Genomic DNA, 22,785 nt, shown 5'->3' with positions numbered 1-22,785 from the left:
GGGACCGGTGGTCCCGTTTTTGATGGCGAACGGCGCGAAACGGGCATGAAGATGCGGCGTTGGAACACGACGGAACGGCTGCTGCTGGCGCTGTGGCTGTCGCTGCTTGTCCACGCGGCCGTGCTGTGGCTGCCGCTGAGGCCCGGGCAATGGGCTTCCTGGCACGAGGCGATGCGGGTGAGGCTGCGGGGAGAGCCCGCTCCGGCGGCCGCCGAGCCGCCGCCGATCGCGCCGCCGGTGGCCGAAGCGCCCAAGCCGGATGCTGACGACATGGCGCCGGAGGACATCGGCGATGACAGGCTGCGTCTGGGCGCCGACATCTATTATCCGGCGCGGGAGCTGGACCAGCTGGCGCAGGAGCGCGGCCGCATCGCGCTGCCGGACGTGGCCTTGAACGGCCCATCGCAGCCGATCGAGGTGCTGGTGTTCATCGGCGCCGGAGGCAGGGTGGACGCGGTGCGCTTCGAGGGCGAGGTGGACGCCAAGCTGGCCGATGCCATCGCCCCGGTTTTCCGCGGCGCGGATTACCAACCCGCGCGCAAGGACGGGCGGGCGGTGAAAAGCTACAAGCGGATACGGATAGAGCCGCAGGCGGATGCGCCGCCGCCACTGTCGCATTGAGTCCGCTTCATGCTACATTGTCCCCCGTTCCGGCGCATGCCGGAGGGCTAACACCGCCAGGGACGGAGCCAACCGTCCCGGCAATCGACAAAGGAAACGCCATGTCTGATCTGCAGACTCTCTTCACTCAGGCCCAGGCCGACGTCAAGACCTTGTCCGAGCGTCCGGACAACCAGACCCTGCTGCAACTGTACGCGCTGTTCAAGCAGGCGACCGAAGGCGACGCCGCCGGCGAGCGTCCGGGCATGATGGACTTCATCAACCGCGCTAAGTTCGACGCCTGGGAAAAGCTGAAGGGCAAGGATGGCGCCGCGGCCATGCAGGAATACGTAGACGTGGTGAACAAGCTGCTGGCCGACTGAGCCGGAGCCTGTCCTTCATCAAGCCGAACGGCGCCCATCGGGCGCCGTTTTGTTTTGCCGGTCACCAGCAGCCGCTGACGCTCAGCGTGGTTCCGTTGGAGCCGTTGACGATATTGCTCTGGTTGCCCAGATTGTCCAGCTGGTAGGTCTGGCAACTGTCCTGGGCCTGGCTGCCTTGGGGCGCGGCGTTCAGTGCGAAGGTGCTGGCCGTTGTGTTTGCGATGGAGAGCGCATACAGATTGTTGCCGTTGCCGGGCACATAGACCGTGCCGCTGGCGTAGCCCAGGGTGGCCAGTTGGCTGGCGTAGTTGTTGTTGGTGGAAAAATAGCTTTCCTGGCGGCTGGCCAGGTCTTGCAGCGCGGTTTTGGCCGCGGTGCGGTTGGATTGCATCATGAAGTTGCGGTACGAGGGCAGGGCGATGGAAACCAGCAGGGCCAGCACCGCCAACGTGATCACCAGTTCCAGCAGGGAAAATCCTTCAGGTTTTTTTTTCATGGTTCCGTCTCTTGGAGGCTCAGCGCAGTTCTATCCAGTTCAGCCTGGCGTGCAGGTCGAAGGCGGCCGGATTGAGTTGCGGCGGAGTGGCGACCGGGCCGCCGCTGATGCTGCTGCCGATAGCGAAATAGTTGCTCTGGAAGCTGACCACGCTGGGCGAACCGGCCATATTGACCGCGATGCCGTCTATCACGCTGCCGCTGATGCCGTTGAAATTGCCGGAATCGTTGGCGTAATAGGAGCGCGCGGTGGCGCCGCCGGTTTTCGGGTTCAGCGACATGGTGAAGCCGGTGGCGGACGATACCGTGCACGACGACGCGTTGTTGTTGGGCGGGATGGTGGTATTGACGGTGAAGGTGCCCAGCTGGCTGACCGGGTTGTAGATCACCTGCTCGCCGCTGCCGGGCAGGTTGAGCAGCCAGCCGTAGCTGGTGTTGCTGGTGCTTGGACTGCAGGCGCCGCCGCCTTGCCAGCAGACGGTGTTGTTGGACAGCGCGCGGTAGCCTTGCACCGAGCCCAGCGTCGAGCTGTAGGATGCGGCGACGGTCTGGGCGGTGAGGTTGCTCGGGCGCACGGTCAGGCCGCCGGTGGGCGCGGCCTGGCTGTAGTAGGCGGACTGGCCTACCAGCGTATTCCATCCCGACATGTCCCAGTCCCAGACGCCGTACAGGCTCTGGGTGCCGCCGGCGTAGATGTCGGCGGAACTGGTGGTGAACGGGATTTTCTGGCCGGTGCCGAACGACACCAGCACCCGCGGATTGGCGCCGCCGGTGGGAATGGATGTCACCAGCAGCTTGCTGGTGATCGGCTGCAGGCTGGGCGTGCAGCTGCCGGCGCTGATCTGCGCGCTGGTGCAGTAAGTGTACTGGGCGGTGAACAGCGGCGAGGCGGCGACTTTGCCGAATTGCGAGACCGCCCAGCTGGACGGCGTGCTGCCGGTGACGTCGAAACGCCATACGTTGCCGAACAGGTCGCCGGCGTAGATGTAGTCGGCGATGTTGTCTCCATCCAGGTCGGCGACCGTGGTGTAGTAGATGCCGTTCTTGCCGCCGGCGCCCGAGGGGTCGTTGGCGCTGCCGCTGCCGGTGTCCAGTTCGTAGAAGCTGGGCGCGCCGTTGCTGCCTACCAGCATGATGAAGATGACGGCGTGGCCGTTGGCGCTGTTGTAGCCATTGCCGAACACCGCGCCCCATTGGCCATTGTGGAAGCGGGTGATCACCGGCGTGCCGAAGGTGTAGCCCAGGTCGTTGCCGCAGGTGGATTTGTTGACGCAGCTGAGCGTGCCGCTGTTGATCTCCGACACCACCAGGCTGGAGGCGTTGCTTTCGGAGAAATTGGCCGGATTGCTGATGTCCAGCATGTACATCGCCTGGCCGCCGGCTCCCAGGCCGCCTACCAGCCAGGTGTGCCAGCCGCTGCCGTAGAACAGGTCGTCGGCGGCCGGGGTGGCGTCGACGAAGTACTGGTGGGCGTAGGTGGGATTGCTGTACTGGACAGTGTTGGCCTGGGCCGCGGCCGGCACGTAAGCCAACACCTCCTGGCCATCGTTGTTGGTGGCCACGTAATTGCCGCTGCTGTCGTTGGCGCCGCTGCGGAAGCCGTGCAGCATGCCGTCGTTGCCGCCGTTGTAGACGATGTTGGTCCGGGTGAGGTTGGCGGATTTGTAGCTGGGGTAGCTTTGCGCGCCGGTCGCGTTTTCCGCGGGCGAGGCGGATGGGTAGAGCTTGTCGCTCCAGACGTTCGCATAACTGTTCTGCGGCGAGCCTACCCAGATCGGGCTGCTGTTGATCAGATCGCCCAGCACGCTGTCGCGGTCGCGGAACAGGCCGCTGCCCAGCGTGGTGACTTCGTTGCCGCGCGCGCCGCGCAGGTAGGAGACTCGGGCCGAACCGTTGCCGTCCGGGCTCAGCGTGGTTTGCTGCGCGGATGTCAGGCTCGCCCACTGGAAGGGGATGCCCTGGCTGCCGTTCCAACTGAGAATGGCGCGGCTGGTTTGCGCGCTCATATTGCTGGCGCCGGTGGTGGCGCAGCTGCCGCCGGTCAGCACGCAGGAGCCATCCCAGGTGGCGGTGCTGGCCACGCTGACCTGGCCGGTGCTGGTATTGCCTTGCAGCGCGTAGGAGGCCAGCGATCCCCACCAGTTGTCCGCGTGGTAGCTGGCCACGTATTGCTGGGTGCCGGTGCGGATCAGCGTGGTCTGCTGGCTGTTCAGGCCGCTGGAGCTGGCGGATTGGGTGAAGGGCTGGGCCTGGAAGCAGCTGATTTCGTGCACGTTGCGGCTGGCGCCGGTGGACGCGGCGAAGCCGAAGGTGATCTGGCTGGGCAACGGGCCGCTGACCGAGGTGTTGTTGATGTCGTAGTTGGTGATCACCGGCACGTAGGCGCCGTTGTTGTAGCTGTACCAGAGGCTGAGAAGGTTGGCCGGCGTGATCTTCAGCTTGTAGCTGATCGGCACCGCCTGGCCGCGCTTGGTGGCGGATTCATTGGCCATCGGCTGGCTGGACGGCAGCTGGTAGACGCCGCCGCTGGTGCCGGGAATGCTGATGAACGGATAGTTCAGCACGCTTTGCGTGCCGTATTTGCCGGTCTTGCAGACGCTTTGCACCATGGAGGCGCTGAAGCTGCCGCCGAACTGGCTGGCCAGCGCGCTGGCCGCCACCGACCCCGCGCCGCGCAGCGAGATGTTTTGCGGTTTGGCGCCCGGTCCGCTGGAGGTGTTGTCGTTGCTGGAGCCACCGTTGGGGAAGTTGCCGTACTCGTCCATGCCCAGGCCCAGGTAGCCGCCGATGATGCCGTTGTAAGGGGAGTTCACGTTGGAGCAGCTGTAGCCCAGGCTGCCGCCGAAGGAGCCTACGGCGCTCGGAATGCCGGTGAGCAGGAAGAAGCTCATGCCGTCGGCGCCGTCGCGCGCGCTGCCGCCGGAGTCGCCATCGTAGGTGTAGCTGGTAAAGGTAGCCTGCAGGCCGCTGCCGGACGGAAACAGGCTGTTGTAGACGATGGCGCCCGACTGGCTGCCGGAACTGTTGGTCAGCCGCAGCGCGCCGTTGCCGCTGGTGTCCGGCAGCGTGCCGGCGTAGCCGCCGATCTGGGTGTTGCCGCTGGGGTCCTTGCTGCCGCAGGCCGGGATGGTGCCGGAGCCGGTGCCGGCGGTCATGCAGGCGCCGCCGAACACCAGCCAGTTGAGCTGGGCGCCTCCGCCGGTGAAGTTGTCGCTGACGGTGACCGCGCCGGCGGTTTGCGGCCACAGGCTTGAGGCCAGCAGGGCGGCCAGGCTGAGAGCAAGACGCGGGGCATCGGGTCGCATGGTCATTTCCCCAGATTGGTGGTGCCGGAGTACAGCGTGTAGGTGCTTTGCAGCACGGCCACCGACGCGGCGTTGCCGCCATAGCCTATCGCTGTGAGCTGGTAGACGGCGCCGGTGCCGGCGGCGTTCAGCCCCAGAAACTGGATGTAGAGCTGAGGAGCCTGGTAATAGGTTTGGCCGCCGCCATTGGCCGAGGCGGTCATGAGGGGCGGAGTGTAGGTGTAGCCCGTGGTCCACGGTACGTTGGTAGTTGGGTTGGCGATCGCGTTGCTGCATATCTGCAGCGCGCTCAGCGTCTGGGTGCTGCTGCAGTTGACGGCGGCGCCGGCGTTGCCGCCCTGGTTCAGCCACCATTCCGCGTATTGCAGCGTCGCTTCGGCCGCTTCGAAGGCCCGGCCCTTTTCGCGGGTGTTGCCGGCCAATTTGCCCAAGAGGCCGCTGCTGCGCATCAGCGCGATGCCGATGATGGTGATCACGATCAGCATCATCAGCGCCGCCACCATCGTGAAGCCGCGTGGACCGGAAGCGCGGGAGAGAGGGGATGGGCGCGTCATAGCTGGTTCATCAGGCCGGTGAGCCAGGACATCTTCACCGTGGCCGGCTGGCCAGGCTGGCTGGCCAGGGGATTGACCATGGTCAGCGTCACCCATACCGAGCGCACGGTGGCGCCGGAAGGAATGCCGGAGGCCGGATAGTAATGGGTGATGGAGCCGCTGTTGGCGGAGTCAACGCCGTATAGCACAGTCATTTTGCTGACGCCGTCCACCAGCACCTGGGCGGTTCCGCCGTTGACGGCGCAGGCGAGCTGGTTTGAGCCGTTGACGGAAAACTGGTTGATGTAGATCTGGCCGCTTCCGCTGGTGTTGCTGGAGCCGTTGCAGTTGAGCACGGTGTCGCCGGACAGGGTGGCGAAGCGCATGCTCAGCGTGTCCGACGCGCCCGAGCCCCCCGACGTGCCGGTGATCGATTGTCCGGCGGCGAAGCCGCTTGCGGCCGGCAGCGCTTGCGCCGCGGTCTGGAGCTGCGGGTTGGGATAGTAGCCGGCGGACTGCGCGATGCTGCTGATCAGGGTCATCGCCGTGCGCTGATTGTCTTGTAGTTGAGCCAGGCCGGATTGGCTGGTCTTGGTCAGCCGGGCGGAGGTGAAGATCAGCGTCAGCACGCTGAGCAGGAACAGGCCGATGGCGATGGCCACCATCACCTCGATCAGGCCGCCGCCGCGCTGCCGACGCACGCTCATGGCACCACCACCATCTGGTAGCTCTGGCTGGCGGTGCCGGCGGCCATGGAAACGGCGTTGACCGAGCGGTTTTTTTCCAGCCAGTACACGGTAATGGTGCAGGCGACCGGCGTGTAGGTAGTGGCTGGGTTGCAGGCTATCTGGCCGCTGCCGCCCGGCAGGGCGCTGATCGTGCCGTTGCCCCACTGGGCGGCGTCGTAGCCGGCCACGTTGGCGGCGCTGCAGGTGGTGCCGGAGGCGGAGCAGTCCACCGCCTGGCTCAGGGCAGGGGAGCCGCTGATGGCGCCGGAGGCGCTGACGCTCCAGCTGCCGCTGGCGCTCAGCGCGCCCCAGTAGGCGGAGTTGGCGTGCATCGCCGCGGCCATGCTTTCGGCGGCGATGGCGCCCAGGCTGCGGCTGCGGGCGATGCTGGTGCTGTTGATCGCGGCGGCTTGCATGCCGGCGATGCCGAGCAGGCCAAGCGAGATCACGATCAGCGCCACGAGCACTTCCAGCATGCTGAAACCGTTTTGGCCGGGTGTTTTCATGGGCATGTGTATTGTCCCGTGCTGTCGGTCTGGCCGCTGGTCAGCACCTGAGGATGGCCCACCGCGGCCAGCGCCACGCAGCGCCGGCTGCTGGCCTGGTTGCCGGAGGTATTGAACGTGATCATGCCATCGTTGCTGGACGGCGCATAACCCATGCGGTTGAAGCATAGATAAGGATAGGCGCTGTTGTTGGAGCTGGCGCTGTCGCCGCTGGCGAAGGCCTGCTGCCTGCGCAGTACGGTGCCGCTGGTGTCGGTGCAGTTTCCCCCGGCCGCCTGCAGCACGATCCAGCCGCCGGCCCAGCTGGTGTTGCCGGGCGCGCTGGCGTTGCAGTTGGCGCCGTCGGCGGAAGGGCAGACCAGCACGGTCTGGCCGCGCTTGAGCGCCTCGTTGCGGGCGGCCAGGATGTCGCCGTACAGATTATTGCTCTCGGACATCACCGCGTTGGCTGACACGGCGCTTTGGTAGGCCGGCACGGCGAATGCGAGGACGATGGCCAGCAAGGCCATGACGATCAACAACTCAGGCAGGGTGAAAGCTTGTTGCTTGTCCATGATGCTCGATCTGTTGCCCGGCGGCCGCGCCGGCGAAGTGCTTCGAACCATTATCGGCCAAGACTATCTTGGGTGGAATCATCGCCGGCGCCGCCGGTCCGTCTCTCGAGGCCGCCTGTCGCCTGCATGGCACAAGCTCAGCTCCAGGCCTGCAGAATGGCTTGCAGGGCGGGGTGCTGCAATTTGCGTCGGCTGGCGGTGACGTAGTAGTGCTCCGATACGCCGTCCAGCGCGCCCAAGGACAGCAGGCCGGGATGGTCGGCCTCCCCGTCGGGCGAGACGGGGGCGGGCAGCAGTCCCATTCCCTGGCGGGCGAATGTCTCCATTAACGCATGGTCGTCGAATTCGCCGACAACGTCGGGCCGCAAACCGTTTGCCTCGAACCAATGCTCCAGTTGCCTGCGCAGCACGTTGTCGCGGCTGGGCAGCAATAGCGGCGCTTGCTCCAGGCTGGCTGGGAAGCCTGCCAGACGGCTGGCGTGCAGCGCCGGCGCGGCCAGCAGCTGCACCGGGCAGCTCAGCAGCGGCCAGGACTGGAATTGTTGCTGCTCGCTGCTGGCCACCGGCCGGTCCGCCAGCACCAGATCCAGCCGGTGCCGGCCCAATTCGCCGATCAGCTCGTCGAAGTCCCCCTCGCCGCAACTGAGGCGGAGGCGGTTGCCGGTTTGCAGCGCCGGCCGCAACAGGCGGCTAGCGATGCCTTTGGGGACGACGTCGGAAATGCCGGCCGCCAGCCGCAGCGTCTGGTCGAGCAAGGGATCGGCCAGCGCCTCTTCCATTTCCTCGCCCAGCAGAAAGATGCGGTCGGCGTAGCCTTGGGCCACGCGCCCGGCTTCGGTCAGTTCCAGCCCGCGCCCTTGCTGGCGGAGCAAGGACCGTCCCAGCTGCTGCTCCAGCCGGGAAATCTGGCCGCTGACGGTCTGCATGCTGATGCCCAGCTGTTCGGCGGCGCGGGTGACGCTGCCGGTGCGGGCGACGGCCCAGAAATAGTGCAGATGCTTGTAATTGAGCTTGTCCATTTTTCAATTCGAAAAAACCGTATACATGTTCAGATTTTACTTTATTTTTTCGATTCATTTTGTCGCATACACTGCAGTGTGGCCAGCGCTTCGTCCTGGCCGATGATTGAATGGATTTCGGGAGACTAAACAATGAAACGGGTGATTTTGCTGATTGTGACCAACATCGCCGTGATGCTGGTGCTGAGCGTGAGCGTCCGTCTTTTGGGGCTGGACCGCTTCGTCACTTCCGGCGGGCTGAATCTGGGCATGCTGCTGATGTTCTCGGCGGTGCTGGGTTTCGGCGGCGCCTTCATTTCTCTGGCCTTGTCCAAGACCATGGCCAAGTGGAGCACCGGCGCGCGGGTGATCACGCAGCCGTCCGGCCAGACCGAGGCCTGGCTGCTGAACACCGTGCGCAAGCTGGCCGACCGCGCCGGCCTGCCGATGCCCGAGGTGGCGGTGTACGAGGGCGAGCCCAACGCTTTCGCCACTGGTCCCAGCCGCTCCAACTCGCTGGTGGCGGTGTCCACCGGCCTGCTGGCCAATATGAACGAGGAAGAAGTGGAAGCGGTGCTGGCGCACGAGATCGCCCACATCCGCAACGGCGACATGGTGACGCTGACGCTGATCCAGGGCGTGGTCAACACCTTCGTGTTTTTCCTGGCGCGGGTGGTCGGCTATCTGGTGGACAGCTGGCTGAAACGCGATGAGGAAAACAGCTCCGCCGGCACCGGCATCGGCTACTTCGTCACGGTGATCGTGTGCGAGATCGTGTTCGGCATCCTGGCTTCCGTGGTGGTGATGTACTTCTCGCGCCAGCGCGAGTTCCGCGCCGATGCCGGCGCCGCCGAGCTGCTGGGTTCGCCGCGGCCGATGGCCAACGCGCTGCGCCGCCTGGGCGGCATCGAGGCCGATGGCCTGCCCAAGAGCATGGCCGCCTCCGGCATCGCCGGCGGCCGCGGCCTGCTGGGCCTGCTCGCCACCCATCCGAGCATGGAAGAACGCATCGCCGCGCTGGAAGGCCGCGGTTGACCCTCGCGGGCGGCGTCTGTCCGCCCGCATTGACGGATTGAATGGAGTGTTGCAGTGATCGATTTTCTGACCGCCCCCGCGCTGGGTTATCCGCTGTGGACCTGGCTGGCTTTCCTGGCCGGAGTGCTGGCGTTGCTGGCGTTCGATCTTGGCATCCTGCAGAAGGATGGCCGCGAGATCGGCGTGCGCGACAGCCTGAAGCTGTCGGCGTTTTATATAGGCATAGGCCTGGCCTTCGGCGGCTGGGTGTGGTGGTATCGCGGCGCCGACGCCGGCGTGCAGTACTTCACCGGCTATCTGCTGGAGAAGTCGCTGTCGCTGGACAATGTGTTCGTGATCTCGCTGATCTTCGGCAGCATGGCGGTGCCGCGAGCGCTTCAGCACCGGGTGCTGTTCTGGGGCATTCTGGGCGCCATCCTGATGCGGGCGCTGATGATAGGCGCCGGCGCCGCGCTGGTGGCCGAGTTCCAGTGGGTGCTGCTGCTGTTCGGCATCTTCTTGCTGTGGGCCGGCCTGAAAATGCTGTTCTCCGGCGACGAGGAAGCCACGCCGCTCACCGAGCAGAAGTTCTACCAGTGGCTGCGCCGCCGGATGCGGCTGACGCCGGAACTGCACGGCAACGCCTTCCTGGTGCGCGGCGAGCGCCACGGCCTGGGCAAGGGATGGTGGGCGACGCCGCTGCTGCTGACGCTGATTCTGGTGGAGTCGGCCGACCTGGTGTTCGCGGTGGACAGCATCCCGGCCATCTTCGCGGTCACCCAGGATCCGTTCCTGGTCTACACCTCCAACATCTTCGCGATTCTGGGCCTGCGCGCGCTGTATTTCGCGCTGGCGGCCATGGTGCACCGTTTCCATTATCTGAAGTACGCGCTGGCGCTGGTGCTGGTGCTGATCGGCGTCAAAGTGGGGTTGGTCTACCTGCACGACGCGGGCCTGGTGGCCTTCAAGCTACCCACCGCCTGGTCGCTGCTGGCGACGGTGTCCCTGCTGGCAGGCGGCATCGGCTATTCCTGGCATCGAACCCGGCAGGAACCGCACAGCGGAACCAATTGAAACCTTCGTCACTCCAACCCTGAGAGCGCGGGCGCCCAAACACGGCGCCCGCGCTGTTGTCGCGCTTGCAGGCGACACCTTCGTGATTAACTCCCGATACCTTAGGAACTGCCGATGTCTCAAGCTTCCCGCGTGCTTATTGTCGATGACGATCCGGATCTGCGCGATCTGCTTAGCGATTACCTGAGCCGCCAGGACATGGTTGTCTCGGCGGTGGGCGATGGCGAGGCGATGAACCGCGCCTTGGCCGAGCAGTCGTTCGACATCCTGATTCTGGATCTGATGTTGCCGGGCGAGGACGGCCTGAAACTGTGCCGCGACCTGCGCTCCCGCTCCAATATGCCGATCCTGATGCTGACGGCGCGCGGCGACGAACTGGACCGCATCATCGGCCTGGAAATGGGGGCCGACGATTACCTGCCCAAGCCGTTCAACCCGCGCGAATTGCTCGCCCGCGTGCGCAGCATCCTGCGTCGGGTGGAAGAGCGCCGCAACAACAGCGCGCTGCGCGCGCTGCAGTTCGGCGACTGGCGGCTGGAGCTGGGCGCCCAGCATCTGGTCGACGGCGGCGGCGTGGTGACGCCGCTGTCCGGCGGCGAGTTCAAGCTGATGCAGGCTTTGGCCGAGAATTCGCAGCGCGTGATGTCGCGCGACCAGCTGATGGAGGCGATGAACGGCAAGGAAGCCGGCCCCTTCGACCGCACCGTCGACGTGATGATAGGCCGCTTGCGCCGCCGCCTGGGCGACGACGCCCGCGAACCGCTGCTGATCAAGACCATACGCAGCGGCGGCTACATGCTGGCTTGCGAGGTGGTGCCGGTGAGATGAGGCGCTTGCCTCGCACCCTGTATGGCCAACTGCTGCTGACGCTGCTGACCAGCGTGCTGTTGGCCAACGTGGTCGGCATCGCGCTGGTGCTGACCGACCGCGAGCGGCTCAGTCGCACCCTGCGCGCCGAGTACGTGGCGCAGCACCTGGCGGACATGATCAATCTGCTGGACGAAACCGCCGCCGCCAGCCGGCCCAAGCTGGCCGGCGCGCTGACTTCTCCCAATGCCCAGGTGCTGCTCGACCAGCCCTGGCGGGTCGGGGGCAAGACCAGCCTGCCGGAAGCCGGCAAGCTGCGCGAACTGATCCAGGACGATCTTGGCTCTCCGTTCCGTCTGCAGGTGCTGTCCTTCCGCGACGACTCTCCCGATGCCGCGGAAGATTTGCTGCGTCCCTTCGTCGAGCCGGGCCGGCACGTGTTCACGCCGGGCAAGCAGTTCTGGGTGCAGGCTTTTCCCAACAAGCTGGGCGAGGGCGGACCGGAGTTCAAGATCCAGATGGCCACGGTGCAGGCGCAGCTTAAGGACGGCACCGTGGTGACCTTCCGCATCGGCCAGATATCCAGCGCGGCGGAAACGCCGTGGCGGGTGACCGCCTGGCTGCTGCTGGTGGCGCTGGTGGTGGCCATGGCTTCCGCCTGGGCGGTGCGCCGCCTGACGCGGCCGCTGGCGCTGTTTTCCCAGGCCGCGACCGGGCTGGCGGCCAACCTCAACCAGCCGCCCTTGCCTGAAACCGGCACCCAGGAAGTGGTCAACGCTTCCCGGGCTTTCAACCGGATGCAACAGGAGCTGCAGCGTTATCTGCAGACGCGCAGCCAGATGCTGGCAGGCGTGTCGCACGATCTTCGCCTGCCCATCACCCGCGTCCGGCTGAGGCTGGAGCAGCTGGAGGAGGGAAGCGCGCGCCAGGCGATAGAGCGCGACCTGGTCGAGATGGATCAGCTGATAGGCGACACGCTGGCCTATCTGCGGATGGGGCAGGGCAATGAAAGCACGGTGCTGCTCAATGTCGGCGCCTTGCTGGAGGGCGTGGTCGAGGACGTGGAGGCGTTGGGCGCCGAAGTGGCGTGCAGGACTGAGGCGGTGAAGCCGCTGTACGCCCGGCCGCAGGCCTTGCGCCGCTGCATCGCCAACCTGCTGGAGAATGCCCGCCGTTATGGCGGCGGCGTCGTGGAAGTATCGCTGCGCGAGCATGCCGGCAGGGTGAAGATCATGGTGCGCGATCATGGCCCAGGCATCGCCGAGGATGATCTCGAGCGGGTATTCGAGCCCTATGTGAGGCTGGAGCACTCCCGAGCCAAGCATACCGGCGGCAGCGGGCTGGGGCTGGCGATCGCCCGAGCCATCGCGCGCGAACACCATGGCGACATTCTTCTGTTCAATCACCCGCTGGGCGGCTTGTGCGCCGAGCTGTATTTCCCCGCCCAGCGCGAGGCTGTCGCGGATAGCTGAGCCTAGGGTCTGCTGGCCATCGCGGCATGGCCGCGCTCGCAGAGCGCGCGGAAGGGCTTAACAATGTTTGACAAAGTGCGCTGGCAAACAAATTGATTGGAAAAACGAAAGCGAGTACACTCTAAATTGAGTCTGGTTGATGTCTGAATTCTTTAGGTTCGAACAGGCTCAGGTCAAGTCTATCCTTATGTAAGGCCCACAGATGTGGGCCTTTTTTTTCGCTACTGAACATTGTTTCGGTGTTAATGGCTTTGTTAATGTTCATTAAGCAATAAAAACACATAAAATTGTTAAGTTTGGACAAGATTTCTGATCTCATGACTAGTGTTGTATTTTTGCATCCTGTGATGTGTTTTTACAACATGGTACCGAAGTGTTCACTTGCATATATCCATCTGTGGAATTAGTATTCAATCGCTTTCTAAGACAAGCCACAAGGATTGTTCACCATGAAAAAAACTCTGATCGCCCTGGCGGTTGCCACTCTGCCGGCTGCCGCATTCGCTGATGTCACCATCTACGGCCAACTGAAGGCCGGCGTGGAAAATGTTCACGCTGGTGGCGTGAATCAAACCAATGTCGACGATATGGGCTCCCGTATCGGCTTCAAAGGCGGCGAAGATCTGGGCAATGGCCTGAAGGCCATCTGGCAGGTTGAGAGCGGTTTCGACATTGACGGCACCAACCGTCAGGGTTACGGCACGTTCGCCAGCCGCGAATCCTTCGTCGGCCTGGATACCGGCTACGGCAAGGTTCGCCTGGGCAACATCTCCACCTTCAGCGACTCCAACATGAGCGTCGTGAATCCGTGGGAAAGTTCCAGCAACGCGCTGCAACTGAACGCCTTCACCCGCGACGACGAGCGCGTGAAGAACGCCATCCGCTTCGACACCGCCAATTACAATGGCTTCCAGGGCGCTTTCCTGTACGGCACCAAGGAAGACAAGAGCAACGCGTTCAATAAGGATGCGCAGACCACCCAGCGTGAAACCTACAACCTGGGCCTGTCGTACGAGAACAGCGGCTTCTTCGGCAAATACCAGTACATCCACCAGACCCCGGTGGTTGCCGCTGGCGTGCGCACCCAAGCGAATGACAGCCACCGCCTGGAAGCTGGCTACAATGCCAACAACCTGCTGCTTGCCTTCGGCTACCGCAACGATCGTGGCGACAGCTCCATCACTCCGCTGAGCTTCCTGCAGAACAACACGGTTCCGGCTGGTGACGGCAGCAAGTACAAGTCGCAGGAATACGCGCTGACCGCGGCCTACACCCTGGGCGCCTTCACTCCGAAGATCACCTACGCTCAGGCCAAGGACTACGACAAGGACGGCGTGCGTGTGGACAACACCGGCTACAAGCAATTCCTGGTCGGCGTGGACTATCAAATGTCCAAGCGCACCACCGTTGGCCTGCAATACGGCGAAGTGAAGGCTGATCAAGCCATCTTCAACAATGGCAGCGACGCTTCCAGCACCGGCAGCAAGCTGCGCGGCGTGGGTCTGAACATGGTTCACTCCTTCTAATACCGGCAACGGATTGGAACAGGACGCTCCGATGGGCTGACATCGAAGCGACAATACAGACTGCCGTTCCCGCAAGGGGACGGCAGTTTTGTTTTGGATGCTTGCCGGCCTGCGCTTGCGCGCGTCAAATAGCTTCTTTGCCCTGAGGAGCTCCGATGCCGGAATTTCACCGCTTGTTGCATTCCGTGGCCCAGGCCTTGCCTTGGCTTGATGCCGCCGATGAGCCCTGGCGATGGCTGAGAGACTTGCCCGATGAGTTGGCGGCGCTACGCGCCACCGCCAATCCCGATGAATGGGTGTTGAATGGCGAGGCGATGATCCATCGCGGCGCGACGCTGGAAGCGGGGGCGATCCTGAAGGGGCCGGTCTGGATAGGCCCCGGTTGCCGGGTGGCCGCCCACGCCTATTTGCGCGGCGGTGTAGTTTTGTGTCCTTGCGCGACGGTCGGGCCGGGCTGCGAGATCAAGACTTCCATCGTCGGGCCGGGCAGCCGGCTGGCGCACTTTAATTTCGTCGGCGATTCGGTGCTGGGCGCCGATGTCAATCTGGAGGCCGGGAGCATCCTGGCCAATCACTGGAACGAGCGCGACGACAAAACCATACGCCTGCATGTGGCCGGCAAGGTGCTGCTGCCGGGGCTGGAAAAGCTGGGGGCCTTGCTGGGCGATGGCGTGCGGGTGGGGGCCAACGCGGTATTGTCGCCGGGGACGGTGCTGGGAGAGGGCGCCGTGGTGCCGCGCCTGGGATTGGTGGATCAGGACCAGATTTGAAAAACGGACCGCCGGCTTGGCCGGACGGTCCGTTGTCTACGCGTCGATCACTGCGGGAAGGGCGCGACGCCGAGCTTACCCAGCAGGTAGCCGGCGGTCTGCAGCGCGCCTTCCACCCAGCCCTGCGCGTCGGAGTAGGCTTCGCCGCAGATGTACAGGGGCAGGTCGGTCGGCTGCACCACGGCATGTTTCACTTCCCAGCTCTTCACGCCGATGTTCCAGCTGTTCCAGCCGCCGCCGAACGGATCGTCGCCCCAGTCGCGGTAGGCGGCGTTGCGCACCTTGGGCGTGTAGTTCAGGCTGTGCATCACGGTCAGCTGGCGGGTCACTTCCTCGGTCATCATCCGCGGCGCCTTGTACTGGTGCCACTCCAGCTCGTCGCGCTGCACATTGTCGTCCACGCCGATGAAGGGGTCGGCCAGCGGCGCCACATCCCTGCCGAGCGCTCTGGGCTGGCGGCGCTTGGCGCGCAGCCCGTCCCAGAAGCCGGTGTTGTCGCCGTCGTCGTAGCTGGCCAGCAACATCGCGTGGCCTTCGGTGGCGGCGGTGCCATCGCTTTTCGGCCAATAGTAGGTTTGCCGCACCGGCAGGTCGGTGACCGAGCGGCCGGCCTGCACCGCGACGTAGATCGGTTCGCCCTTGGCGTCGGTGGAGGAGTAGCCGGTGTTGCGCCACCAGGGGCTGTCATAGGTGGTGAACAGCTTGAACAGCGGCCGCGGCGTGACGGTGGAGATCAGCGCCTGGGTCTTGGCGTCCTGCAGCGCCGGGCTGGTGGCGGTCAGCAGTTCCAGCGAGCGGCGCGGCATCGCCAGGATCAGCTTCTTGGCCGTCGCCGCGCTGCCGTTGACCTGGAAGGCGAAGCCGTCACCCTGCAGCGTGATATGGGAGATGTGGGATGCCAGCCTGACATCGCCGCCGGATTTTTCAAACAGCTGGGCCAGCGACAGCGGCACCTGTTGGAAGCCGTTGCAGAAGCCCATGTATTCCGGGCTGACCCCGAAGTCCGACAGATACCATGGAATCGCGTCCGCCGCGTTCCAGTTGCACAGCGTTGAGTCGTAGCCGCCGACATCTTCGGCGTAGTGGTAGGCCTCGCCGGTGATGACCCGCAGCAGCACGTTCCAGAAGCCTTGCTTGTACAGCGGCACGCCGCCGAATTCGGCGCTTTGCGCCATTTCGCGGCGCTGTTCCTCGTTCAGGTTCGGGTTGGTGATGCCGGGCACGATCTGTTCGATCGCGTTGACGATCACCTCGCCGGCGCTTTGGCCGTGGTCGATGAAATTCAGCTGGTAGGGAACGATGTCCGGATCATTGGTGAAGTCGGCCAGACGCAGGTAGACGCCGCGCAGGAAGGCGATGTTCTGGGGCTCGTCCACCGGAAACTTGTAGAGCGTGATCTGTTCGTCGGCCGGCAGCTCCTGATTCAATTCGGTGATCAATTTCGTCACCAGCGGCTGCACCGCGGGCAGGATGCGCATGCCGCCCAGTTCCGCCACCATGTCGGGAATGTCGGGCGGGCGCACCGACAGCAACCGCCCGCCGATGTGGTCGCTGGCTTCGAATACGGCGATCTTCTGCCCGGGGTTGGTTTGTTTCAGCCGCCAGGCGCAATAGACGCCGGATACGCCGCCGCCGACGATGGCGATGTCGAAATTTTCTTCAGCCATGGTGCTGTTTCCTTCTCTGGGTGGATTGCGTTCAGAAGATCACCGGCACATTGCCCGGCAGGCCGGCATCGTCGTTGCGCCGCAGCGCGTCCGCGCCGAAGTGGAAGCAGTCCAGGCGGGGCTGCTTTTCGTAGCGGGCATTGGCTTCTTCCGGCGTAGGCGGGGTTTGCTCCAGGCCGACGGTATGCATGTCCAGCACGTAGGCGTGGCCGCCCAGCGCGTGGCCAATGCCGCGCCTGACCGCCGCGCGCACGTCTTCCGGATGGCGGACGATCTCGCCCTCCATGCCGCCGAAGGCCTTGGCCAGGGTGACGAAATCCGGCTTGGGACGATGGATGCGCAGGTATTCCGGATCTTGCGTCTTGGCGGTCCATTCGTAGCCGGGCGCGTCGCCGTATATCGCTTCCACCTGCTGGAGGCCCATCTGCAACGTGTGGTACTCGTGGTTGTTGGTGATGATGTACAGCACGCCCAACTGACGGTGTTGCGCGGTCCACCAGGTTTGCGGGTAGAACAGCGAGGAGCCGTCGCCGGTGGCGGCGACGACGAAGCGGGTGTCTATGCCCTGGCAGCCGTCCGGTTCCAGCTTGATGCCCAGCGTGGCCGGCATCGACCAGCCCAGCGAGCCGCCGCCGACGCAGTAGTAGCTGATCGGCGCCGCCGCTTGGTCGGTGAACGGCAGCAGGTATTGGAATGGCGCCGGATCGGATACCGCCTCGTGCACGTAGACGAACTGCTTTTCCAGCTGGCGCTCGCCGATTTCCTTGCGCAGCGCGTCGGCGATCACTACCGCCCAGATCTCGTTCTGGTGCATCGCTTCGCGCAGATAGGCGTCCCAGGCGACCTTGCGCTGGGCGGCCAGCTCTTTCAGCTTGGTGTTGCGCGCGATGGCCGCCGGGGAAGGCTGGTCGCCGATCAACTGGTTGATCAGCGGCAGCGTGGCTTTCAGGTCGCCGAACAGCGCGGCCTCGCCGTAGTAGTTCTTGCCGATGTCCCAGGTGTGGTTGCTGAGGTAGACCTGCGTGACATTTGGCGGGATCAGCGGGCCGTCGCTGTACTTGTAGACCGTGATCTGCGCCTGGTTGCTGAAGCCGCACAGAAAGGCGACGTCATGGCCGGCGAATACCTGCTGCACGCCGGACTGGCTGCCGGGCAGCTCGCCCTGCCAGTGGTAATCGTTGTTGGGGAAATTGGCCAGGCTGCTGAAGGTTTGCTGCAGCACCGGCGCGCCCAGCAGCTCCGCCATTCGCTGCAGCTCCGGCCAGGCTTCGGCGTAGCCGGCGGCGTCTCCGGTGACGATGATGGGATTCTTGGCCTCGCGCAGCAGTTGCGCCGCCTGCGCTATCGCCTGGCGATCGGCGGTGAAGTGCGGCGAGATCTTCGTCACGCCCTTGATGCGATCGTCGTCGCCGATGCGGCGCATGGTGAATTCCCAGGGAATGGCGACGAAGACCGGGCCGTTGGGCGGCGCCATCGCTTCCTTGAACGCGCGTTGCAGCACCATTGGGAATTCCTGCTCGGTGCGGACCTCATGCGCCCACTTGGTGTATTGGCGGGCCAGGTCCACCAGGTTTGAAGCCAGCAGAGGTTCCTGGGTGACCAGCTCGTTCTGCTGTTGGCAACACAGGATCACCAGCGGCGCCTGGGAGCGCCAGGCGTTGAACAGGTTGCCGATGGCGTGGGCGATGCCGGGCGTCACGTGGACCACCAGCACCCCGGGCTTTCCGGTCATCCGCGCCGAGCCCATCGCTGCGCCGATGGCGATGTTTTCGTGCAGGCATTCGATGTATTCCACCTCGTTTTCCGGATAGGAGGTGCCGTCGATGATGGGAATCTCGTTGGTGCCGGGCACGCCGAAAATACGGCGTATGCCCAGCTGGCTCAGGATGTCGAACACGTAATCGCGCGCCCAGCGCTTCTGGCCGCCTGCATCGTCCATGCTCATGGTTTTCTCCATCTGGTTATTGGAATGGATACTGTTTGTGGTAATTCAGCCCGGAGCGGATGGATATGGACGAAGCCTTGCCGGATTAATTTCCACAGTTTGCGGGAGGCCGCCGGCATGAGGGAGGGGCCGTGATTTTCATGAGGCGGGAAGAAGAGGCGGAAGCGCTTAGGTACGAATACTAGCTGTCTAAAAGTGCAGGTTTTGCACAAAAATCCTGGCGGCTTGGATGTTGCTGAACTAAAGGCGGGTTGGCGATATGAAAAAGGCCGGTCATTGACCGGCCTCGGGCATGCTTTGGCGTTGCCGCCTTATCGGGCGCTTAGAACCATTGGCCGTAGCGCTTGATGTAGATGGTCTTCACCGTCTGCGTCAGGGCCAGATAGCCGGCCATCGTCAGCAGCAGCCACCAGAAGTAGCTGGAGTCCAGCTGGATGAAGCCCAGCGAGGATGCGATCGGCGAGAACGGCAGGTAGCAGGCGATGGCGATGGCGATCGAAGTCGACAGCAGCACCGGCAGCGACGCCGTGCTTTGCAGGAACGGAATCTTGCGGGTGCGCAACATGTGCACCACCAGCGTCTGCGAGATCAGGCCTTCCATGAACCAGCCGGTGTTCATGATCAGCTGGCCGCCGTCGCCGCCGTGCATGTGGTAGGCCGCGCCGGCGCCGAACACTGTCCACAGCAGGATGTAGGTGGTGATGTCGAATACCGAGGACGTAGGCCCCAGCCACAGCATGAAGCGCTTGATGTTGCCGGCTTCCCACTTGCGCGGCTTTTTCAGGAAGTCCGGGTCCATCTTGTCCCAGGGCAGGAACATCTGCGACAGGTCGTAGATCAGGTTCTGCAGCAACAGCTGCATCGCCAGCATCGGCTCCCACGGCAGCCAGGCCGAGGCCACCAGCACCGAGAACACGTTGCCGAAGTTGGAGCTGGCGGTCATGTTCAGGTACTTGAGGATGTTGCCGAAGGTTTCGCGGCCCTTGATCACGCCTTCTTCCAGCACCATCAGGCTCTTTTCCAAGAGGATGATGTCGGCGGTTTCCTTGGCGATGTCGGCGCCGCTGTCCACCGAGATGCCGACGTCGGCGTCGCGCAGCGCCGGCGCGTCGTTGATGCCGTCGCCGAGGAAGCCCACGGTATGGCCATTGGCTTGCAGCGCCTTCACCACCCGCGATTTCTGCAGCGGCGTCAGCTTGGCGAAAATGGTGGTGCGTTTGACCGCGGCGCACAGCGCCACGTCGTCCATCGCCTCGATTTCCGGGCCCAGCAGCGGCTTGCCCGGATTGAGGCCGACGTCGCGGCAGACCTTGGCGGTGACGATGGGATTGTCGCCGGTCAAAACTTTGACCGCGACGCCGTATTCGTTCAGCGCCTTGATCGCAGGCGCGGCCGAATCCTTAGGCGGATCGAGGAAAGTCAGGAAGCCGCGCGCCACCAGGCCTTTTTCGTCGGCGGTCTGGTAGGCGTTCTTGCGCTCGTCGGACGGAATGTGGCGGGTGGCCACCACCAGCACGCGGTAGCCTTCGGCATTGAACTCCTGGCTCAGGCGCAGCAGGCGGGCGCGTTCTTCCGCGTTCAGCACGCGCACGTCATCGCCGTCCTGGATGTGGCTGCAGACAGCCAGCATCTCCTCCACCGCTCCTTTGGACACCATCAGTTGCTGGCCATTCTGCTCCTGCAGGATCACAGACAGCCGGCGGCGCTCGAAGTCGAACGGCAGCTCGTCCACCTTGCTGTAATGGCGCAGCTTGACGCGTTCGCCCAGCTCGTCAGCGCGTTCGACGATGGCGATGTCCATCAGGTTCTTCATGCCGCTCTGGTGGAAGCTGTTGAGCCAGGCCAGCTGCAGCGTGGTTTCGTCCTTGTCGCCGTAAACGTCGTAATGGTGCTCCAGGATGATCTTGTCCTGGGTCAGGGTGCCGGTCTTGTCGGTGCACAGCACATCCATCGCGCCGAAGTTCTGCACCGAGTTCAGCCGCTTCACCACCACCTTGCGCCGCGCCATCGCCACCGCGCCCTTGGCCAGGTTGGCGGAGACGATCATCGGCAGCATTTCCGGCGTCAGGCCCACAGCCACCGCCAGCGCGAAGGTGAGGGCGGACATCCAGTCGCCCTTGGTGACGCCGTTGATCATGAAGACGATGGGCACCATCACCAGCATGAAGCGGATCAGCAGCCAGGAGACGCTGTTGACGCCCTTGTCGAAGCTGGTCTCGATGCGCTTGTGGCTGACCACGTTGCGCGCCAGCGAGCCGAAATAGGTATCGGTGCCGGTGGCCACCACTACCGCGCGGGCGGTGCCGGACACGACGTTGGTGCCCATGAAGCAGGCGTTGGACAGATCAAGCAAGCCGGCGTCGCCGTCAGTCTGGCCGTCGGCGGATTTGGCGGCCACCGCGCCCAGCGTGTCGTACTTCTCAACCGGCAGCGCTTCGCCGGTCAATACCGCCTGGCTGATGAACAGATCGCGGGATTCCAGCAGCCGCACATCGGCGGGCACCATGTCGCCGGCTTGCAGGTGGACGATGTCGCCGACCACCAGCTCGGTCATCGGCACTTCCATGCGCAGGGGCACGGTCGGCGAGGTGGGGCGGCGCTGGACGGTGGCGGTGTTGCGCACCAGCGATTTCAGTTTCTCCGCCGCCTTGGCCGAGCGGTACTCCTGCCAGAACCGCAGCAGGCCGCTGACGCCGATCATGCTGGCCAGGATGATGACCTTGGTCCAGTCCTGGTCGTCCGGGGCCGCCATCGCGATGTCCATCACGTAGCTGATCGCGGCCAGCGCGATCAGCACCATCACGAATGGGTTCTTGAATGCCAGCAGCAACTGGATCAGCGCATGAGGCGGCTTGTCGTGCGCCACTTCGTTGCGGCCGTATTGCTCCAGCCTCTGGGCGGCTTCGAGGGAGGTCAGGCCTTCCGGCTGGCTGCGCAGCCGCTTGAAGGTTTCTTCCTGCGGCAGCAAGGCTTCGTGGGCCAGGCGGAAGGCGATTTGGTCGCCGGTTTTGCCCGGGGCGGCGATGAAGCCCCGGTTCCGTTTGCGGGGCGTGAGGTTCTTGGTCATGGTAAATCTCCTGGCGCTGCGGGCACGACCAGCCCTGCCATTCGAGCGTGCCCGCGATCTTGTATTCCGAGCGCCGTGAAACGGCCGATGTCGGAACAGATCGTGAACAGGCTCTCGTGCATCAGCGCCGACAATGTGTCAGCTCGAAAAGCGAGAGAACATTGCCGCCCGTTGGGGGGCTCTGCGCGAACGCCCCAGCGGGTGGCATCTCAAAAGGTGGTGGGGGCGCTATGTCATGCCGTCTCCTGTGCTGCTTGGTCGCCGGGCGCAAAGGCGCGGCGCATGATTTCGGAAGACGGCGTCAGGCCGGCGCGCGGTTGGTGATGGGCGGCAGCGACAGGCATTCCAGCTTCACCTGCGTCAGCGGCAGCGTGGTCAGACGCTGGGCGATGCCCTGCAGGAAATGCATGCAGGCGGTGGAGTCGGAACGGAAATCCGCGCTGATCAGCCAGGGCGCGGCGGCCAGCCCGCCGCCGCGGGCGGGGGGCTGCGGCTGTTCCTGCCATTGCAGGATGCGCAGGCCGTGTTTCAGCGCCTGGCCGCGCAGTTCGCGGCGGGCAGCGCCCAGCGACATGGCCGGGCAGGCGATCGACAATTGGTAGCGCTGTTGCTGGCGCGGATTCAGGAAGGGATTTTGCATCATCGTAAGCTCCTGGCCGCGCGGGGCCGGACAGTCCGGCCATCGCGCGCGGCGACGGATGTCCGCGTCCTGCTTGGGGACGCGAAACGGATCGGGTCATGCCGCGGCGGCATTCCCCGATGCTTGCGACAGGGGATTACCGGCGGCGAAGGCTTGCTGTTTGCGGCTCGGGCTCTTCGGGCATGTCGGCGTGTTCCTCGCTTAAGGTGGCGTGGCGGATGAATCTATGGGTGTCAGGCGATTCTGGCGCGGCCGTGGCCGAACAGTCCGCGCGTCTGCGGGCGGGCGGACTGCGCGCGGCGGCCCCAGTGGACGCGGTGGATTTCCGGCAACTGGCTCAGGCGCAGCGCCATGTCGTCCAGAATCTGGCGTTGCTGCAGCGGGCAGTTCAGCACTACCGACAGCTTGCAGTGGCTATCGGAGCCTTCCGGCGCGATGGTGACCTGAGAGGCGCGCAGGCCCAGATCGTGCATTTCCCAAAACAGGCGTTTGCGCAGCGTGGTGATCACGTCTTTATCGCAAACGATATTCAGGCGGAAATCGGCGGATGCGGCAGTTTGATTATTGCGGGTGAAGAATTTCAGCAGCTGGGTCAATTTCAGGGCGTGCATATTGAGTCCCCCATTATTATTTCAACAGGTAATAAACATCCCGTTCCGGTTGAATAAACCGTAATCGTGGACGTACTCCGATATTGAACG

At 64.2% G+C, this 22,785-nt stretch carries 20 protein-coding genes; 8 read left to right on the top strand and 12 right to left on the bottom strand.

Annotation, left to right across the window (positions count from 1 at the left end; all coding sequences use genetic code 11):
* Positions 1–45 precede the first annotated feature (45 nt).
* Together VL52_RS15195 and VL52_RS15190 are read left to right on the top strand one after the other, a co-directional pair.
* A complete protein-coding gene (locus tag VL52_RS15195) occupies positions 46–621 on the top strand; it encodes a hypothetical protein (protein WP_046157814.1) in 576 nt (191 codons plus the stop codon).
* A gap of 101 nt (positions 622–722) precedes the next feature.
* A complete protein-coding gene (locus VL52_RS15190) occupies positions 723–983 on the top strand; it encodes an acyl-CoA-binding protein (protein ID WP_021477502.1) in 261 nt (86 codons plus the stop codon).
* A 61-nt stretch (positions 984–1,044) separates the two neighbouring features.
* Here the strand turns inward: VL52_RS15190 and VL52_RS15185 are convergent, their stop codons facing one another.
* The 7 genes from VL52_RS15185 to nhaR form a co-directional block, all read right to left on the bottom strand.
* Complete coding sequence (locus tag VL52_RS15185; protein WP_046157813.1) at positions 1,045–1,479, bottom strand: type IV pilin protein; 435 nt, start codon at positions 1,477–1,479, stop codon at positions 1,045–1,047.
* Positions 1,480–1,498: 19 nt separating this feature from the next.
* Entirely contained in the window at positions 1,499–4,783 is a 3,285-nt protein-coding gene (locus VL52_RS15180; protein WP_052729327.1) for a pilus assembly protein, read from the bottom strand.
* A 2-nt stretch (positions 4,784–4,785) separates the two neighbouring features.
* Entirely contained in the window at positions 4,786–5,337 is a 552-nt protein-coding gene (locus tag VL52_RS15175) for a pilus assembly PilX family protein (RefSeq protein ID WP_046157812.1), read from the bottom strand.
* Positions 5,334–6,023 carry a PilW family protein gene (locus tag VL52_RS15170; RefSeq protein WP_046157811.1) on the bottom strand — a complete coding sequence of 230 codons (690 nt, stop codon included), beginning with the start codon at positions 6,021–6,023 and terminating at the stop codon, positions 5,334–5,336. Before VL52_RS15170 ends, VL52_RS15175 begins: the two co-directional genes overlap by 4 nt.
* Entirely contained in the window at positions 6,020–6,556 is a 537-nt protein-coding gene (pilV, locus tag VL52_RS15165; protein WP_160298954.1) for a type IV pilus modification protein PilV, read from the bottom strand. Before pilV ends, VL52_RS15170 begins: the two co-directional genes overlap by 4 nt.
* Positions 6,547–7,104 carry a GspH/FimT family pseudopilin gene (locus VL52_RS23425; RefSeq protein ID WP_052717425.1) on the bottom strand — a complete coding sequence of 186 codons (558 nt, stop codon included), beginning with the start codon at positions 7,102–7,104 and terminating at the stop codon, positions 6,547–6,549. The genes pilV and VL52_RS23425 overlap by 10 nt, the downstream gene beginning before the upstream one ends.
* A gap of 137 nt (positions 7,105–7,241) precedes the next feature.
* Complete coding sequence (gene nhaR / locus VL52_RS15155) at positions 7,242–8,123, bottom strand: transcriptional activator NhaR (protein WP_046157810.1); 882 nt, start codon at positions 8,121–8,123, stop codon at positions 7,242–7,244.
* A 132-nt stretch (positions 8,124–8,255) separates the two neighbouring features.
* Here nhaR and htpX point away from each other — a divergent pair, with 132 nt between their 5' ends.
* From htpX to VL52_RS15125, 6 genes are all read left to right on the top strand, one after another.
* Positions 8,256–9,137: a protease HtpX gene (gene htpX / locus VL52_RS15150; RefSeq protein ID WP_046157809.1), complete on the top strand. Its 882-nt coding sequence runs from the start codon at positions 8,256–8,258 to the stop codon at positions 9,135–9,137.
* Between the two features lie 54 nt (positions 9,138–9,191).
* Entirely contained in the window at positions 9,192–10,190 is a 999-nt protein-coding gene (locus tag VL52_RS15145) for a TerC family protein (protein WP_235429311.1), read from the top strand.
* A gap of 114 nt (positions 10,191–10,304) precedes the next feature.
* Positions 10,305–11,018 carry a response regulator gene (locus tag VL52_RS15140; protein ID WP_021477512.1) on the top strand — a complete coding sequence of 238 codons (714 nt, stop codon included), beginning with the start codon at positions 10,305–10,307 and terminating at the stop codon, positions 11,016–11,018.
* A complete protein-coding gene (locus VL52_RS15135) occupies positions 11,015–12,469 on the top strand; it encodes an ATP-binding protein (RefSeq protein WP_046157808.1) in 1,455 nt (484 codons plus the stop codon). Before VL52_RS15140 ends, VL52_RS15135 begins: the two co-directional genes overlap by 4 nt.
* 449 nt (positions 12,470–12,918) lie before the next feature.
* Positions 12,919–13,995, top strand: coding sequence for a porin (locus VL52_RS15130; protein ID WP_046157807.1), 1,077 nt, complete (start codon positions 12,919–12,921; stop codon positions 13,993–13,995).
* A gap of 155 nt (positions 13,996–14,150) precedes the next feature.
* The gene (locus VL52_RS15125) at positions 14,151–14,765 is read left to right on the top strand and encodes an LbetaH domain-containing protein (protein ID WP_046157806.1); all 615 of its coding nucleotides are present in this window, start codon (positions 14,151–14,153) and stop codon (positions 14,763–14,765) included.
* A gap of 47 nt (positions 14,766–14,812) precedes the next feature.
* On the opposite strand, the gene VL52_RS15120 is transcribed toward VL52_RS15125, so the two are convergent.
* The 5 genes from VL52_RS15120 to VL52_RS23420 all read right to left on the bottom strand — a co-directional run bounded on the left by VL52_RS15120 (position 14,813) and on the right by VL52_RS23420 (position 22,695).
* Complete coding sequence (locus tag VL52_RS15120) at positions 14,813–16,432, bottom strand: flavin monoamine oxidase family protein (RefSeq protein ID WP_046157805.1); 1,620 nt, start codon at positions 16,430–16,432, stop codon at positions 14,813–14,815.
* 31 nt (positions 16,433–16,463) lie between these two features.
* Positions 16,464–18,377 carry a thiamine pyrophosphate-binding protein gene (locus VL52_RS15115; RefSeq protein ID WP_046157804.1) on the bottom strand — a complete coding sequence of 638 codons (1,914 nt, stop codon included), beginning with the start codon at positions 18,375–18,377 and terminating at the stop codon, positions 16,464–16,466.
* Positions 18,378–18,699: 322 nt separating this feature from the next.
* On the bottom strand, positions 18,700–21,444 hold the full coding sequence (gene mgtA / locus VL52_RS15110; RefSeq protein WP_046157803.1) for a magnesium-translocating P-type ATPase: 2,745 nt from the start codon (positions 21,442–21,444) through the stop codon (positions 18,700–18,702).
* 301 nt (positions 21,445–21,745) lie between these two features.
* Positions 21,746–22,087, bottom strand: a complete 342-nt coding sequence (locus tag VL52_RS15105) for a hypothetical protein (RefSeq protein WP_046157802.1) — start codon at positions 22,085–22,087, stop codon at positions 21,746–21,748.
* Positions 22,088–22,317: 230 nt separating this feature from the next.
* Positions 22,318–22,695 (bottom strand): hypothetical protein, encoded by a 378-nt coding sequence (locus VL52_RS23420; protein ID WP_052717708.1) that lies wholly within the window; start codon positions 22,693–22,695, stop codon positions 22,318–22,320.
* Positions 22,696–22,785: the final 90 nt, after the last annotated feature.

The sequence above is a fragment of the Chromobacterium vaccinii genome (assembly GCF_000971335.1).
Lineage (GTDB): Bacteria > Pseudomonadota > Gammaproteobacteria > Burkholderiales > Chromobacteriaceae > Chromobacterium > Chromobacterium vaccinii.
This window is presented reverse-complemented; position numbering and strand designations above follow the sequence as displayed.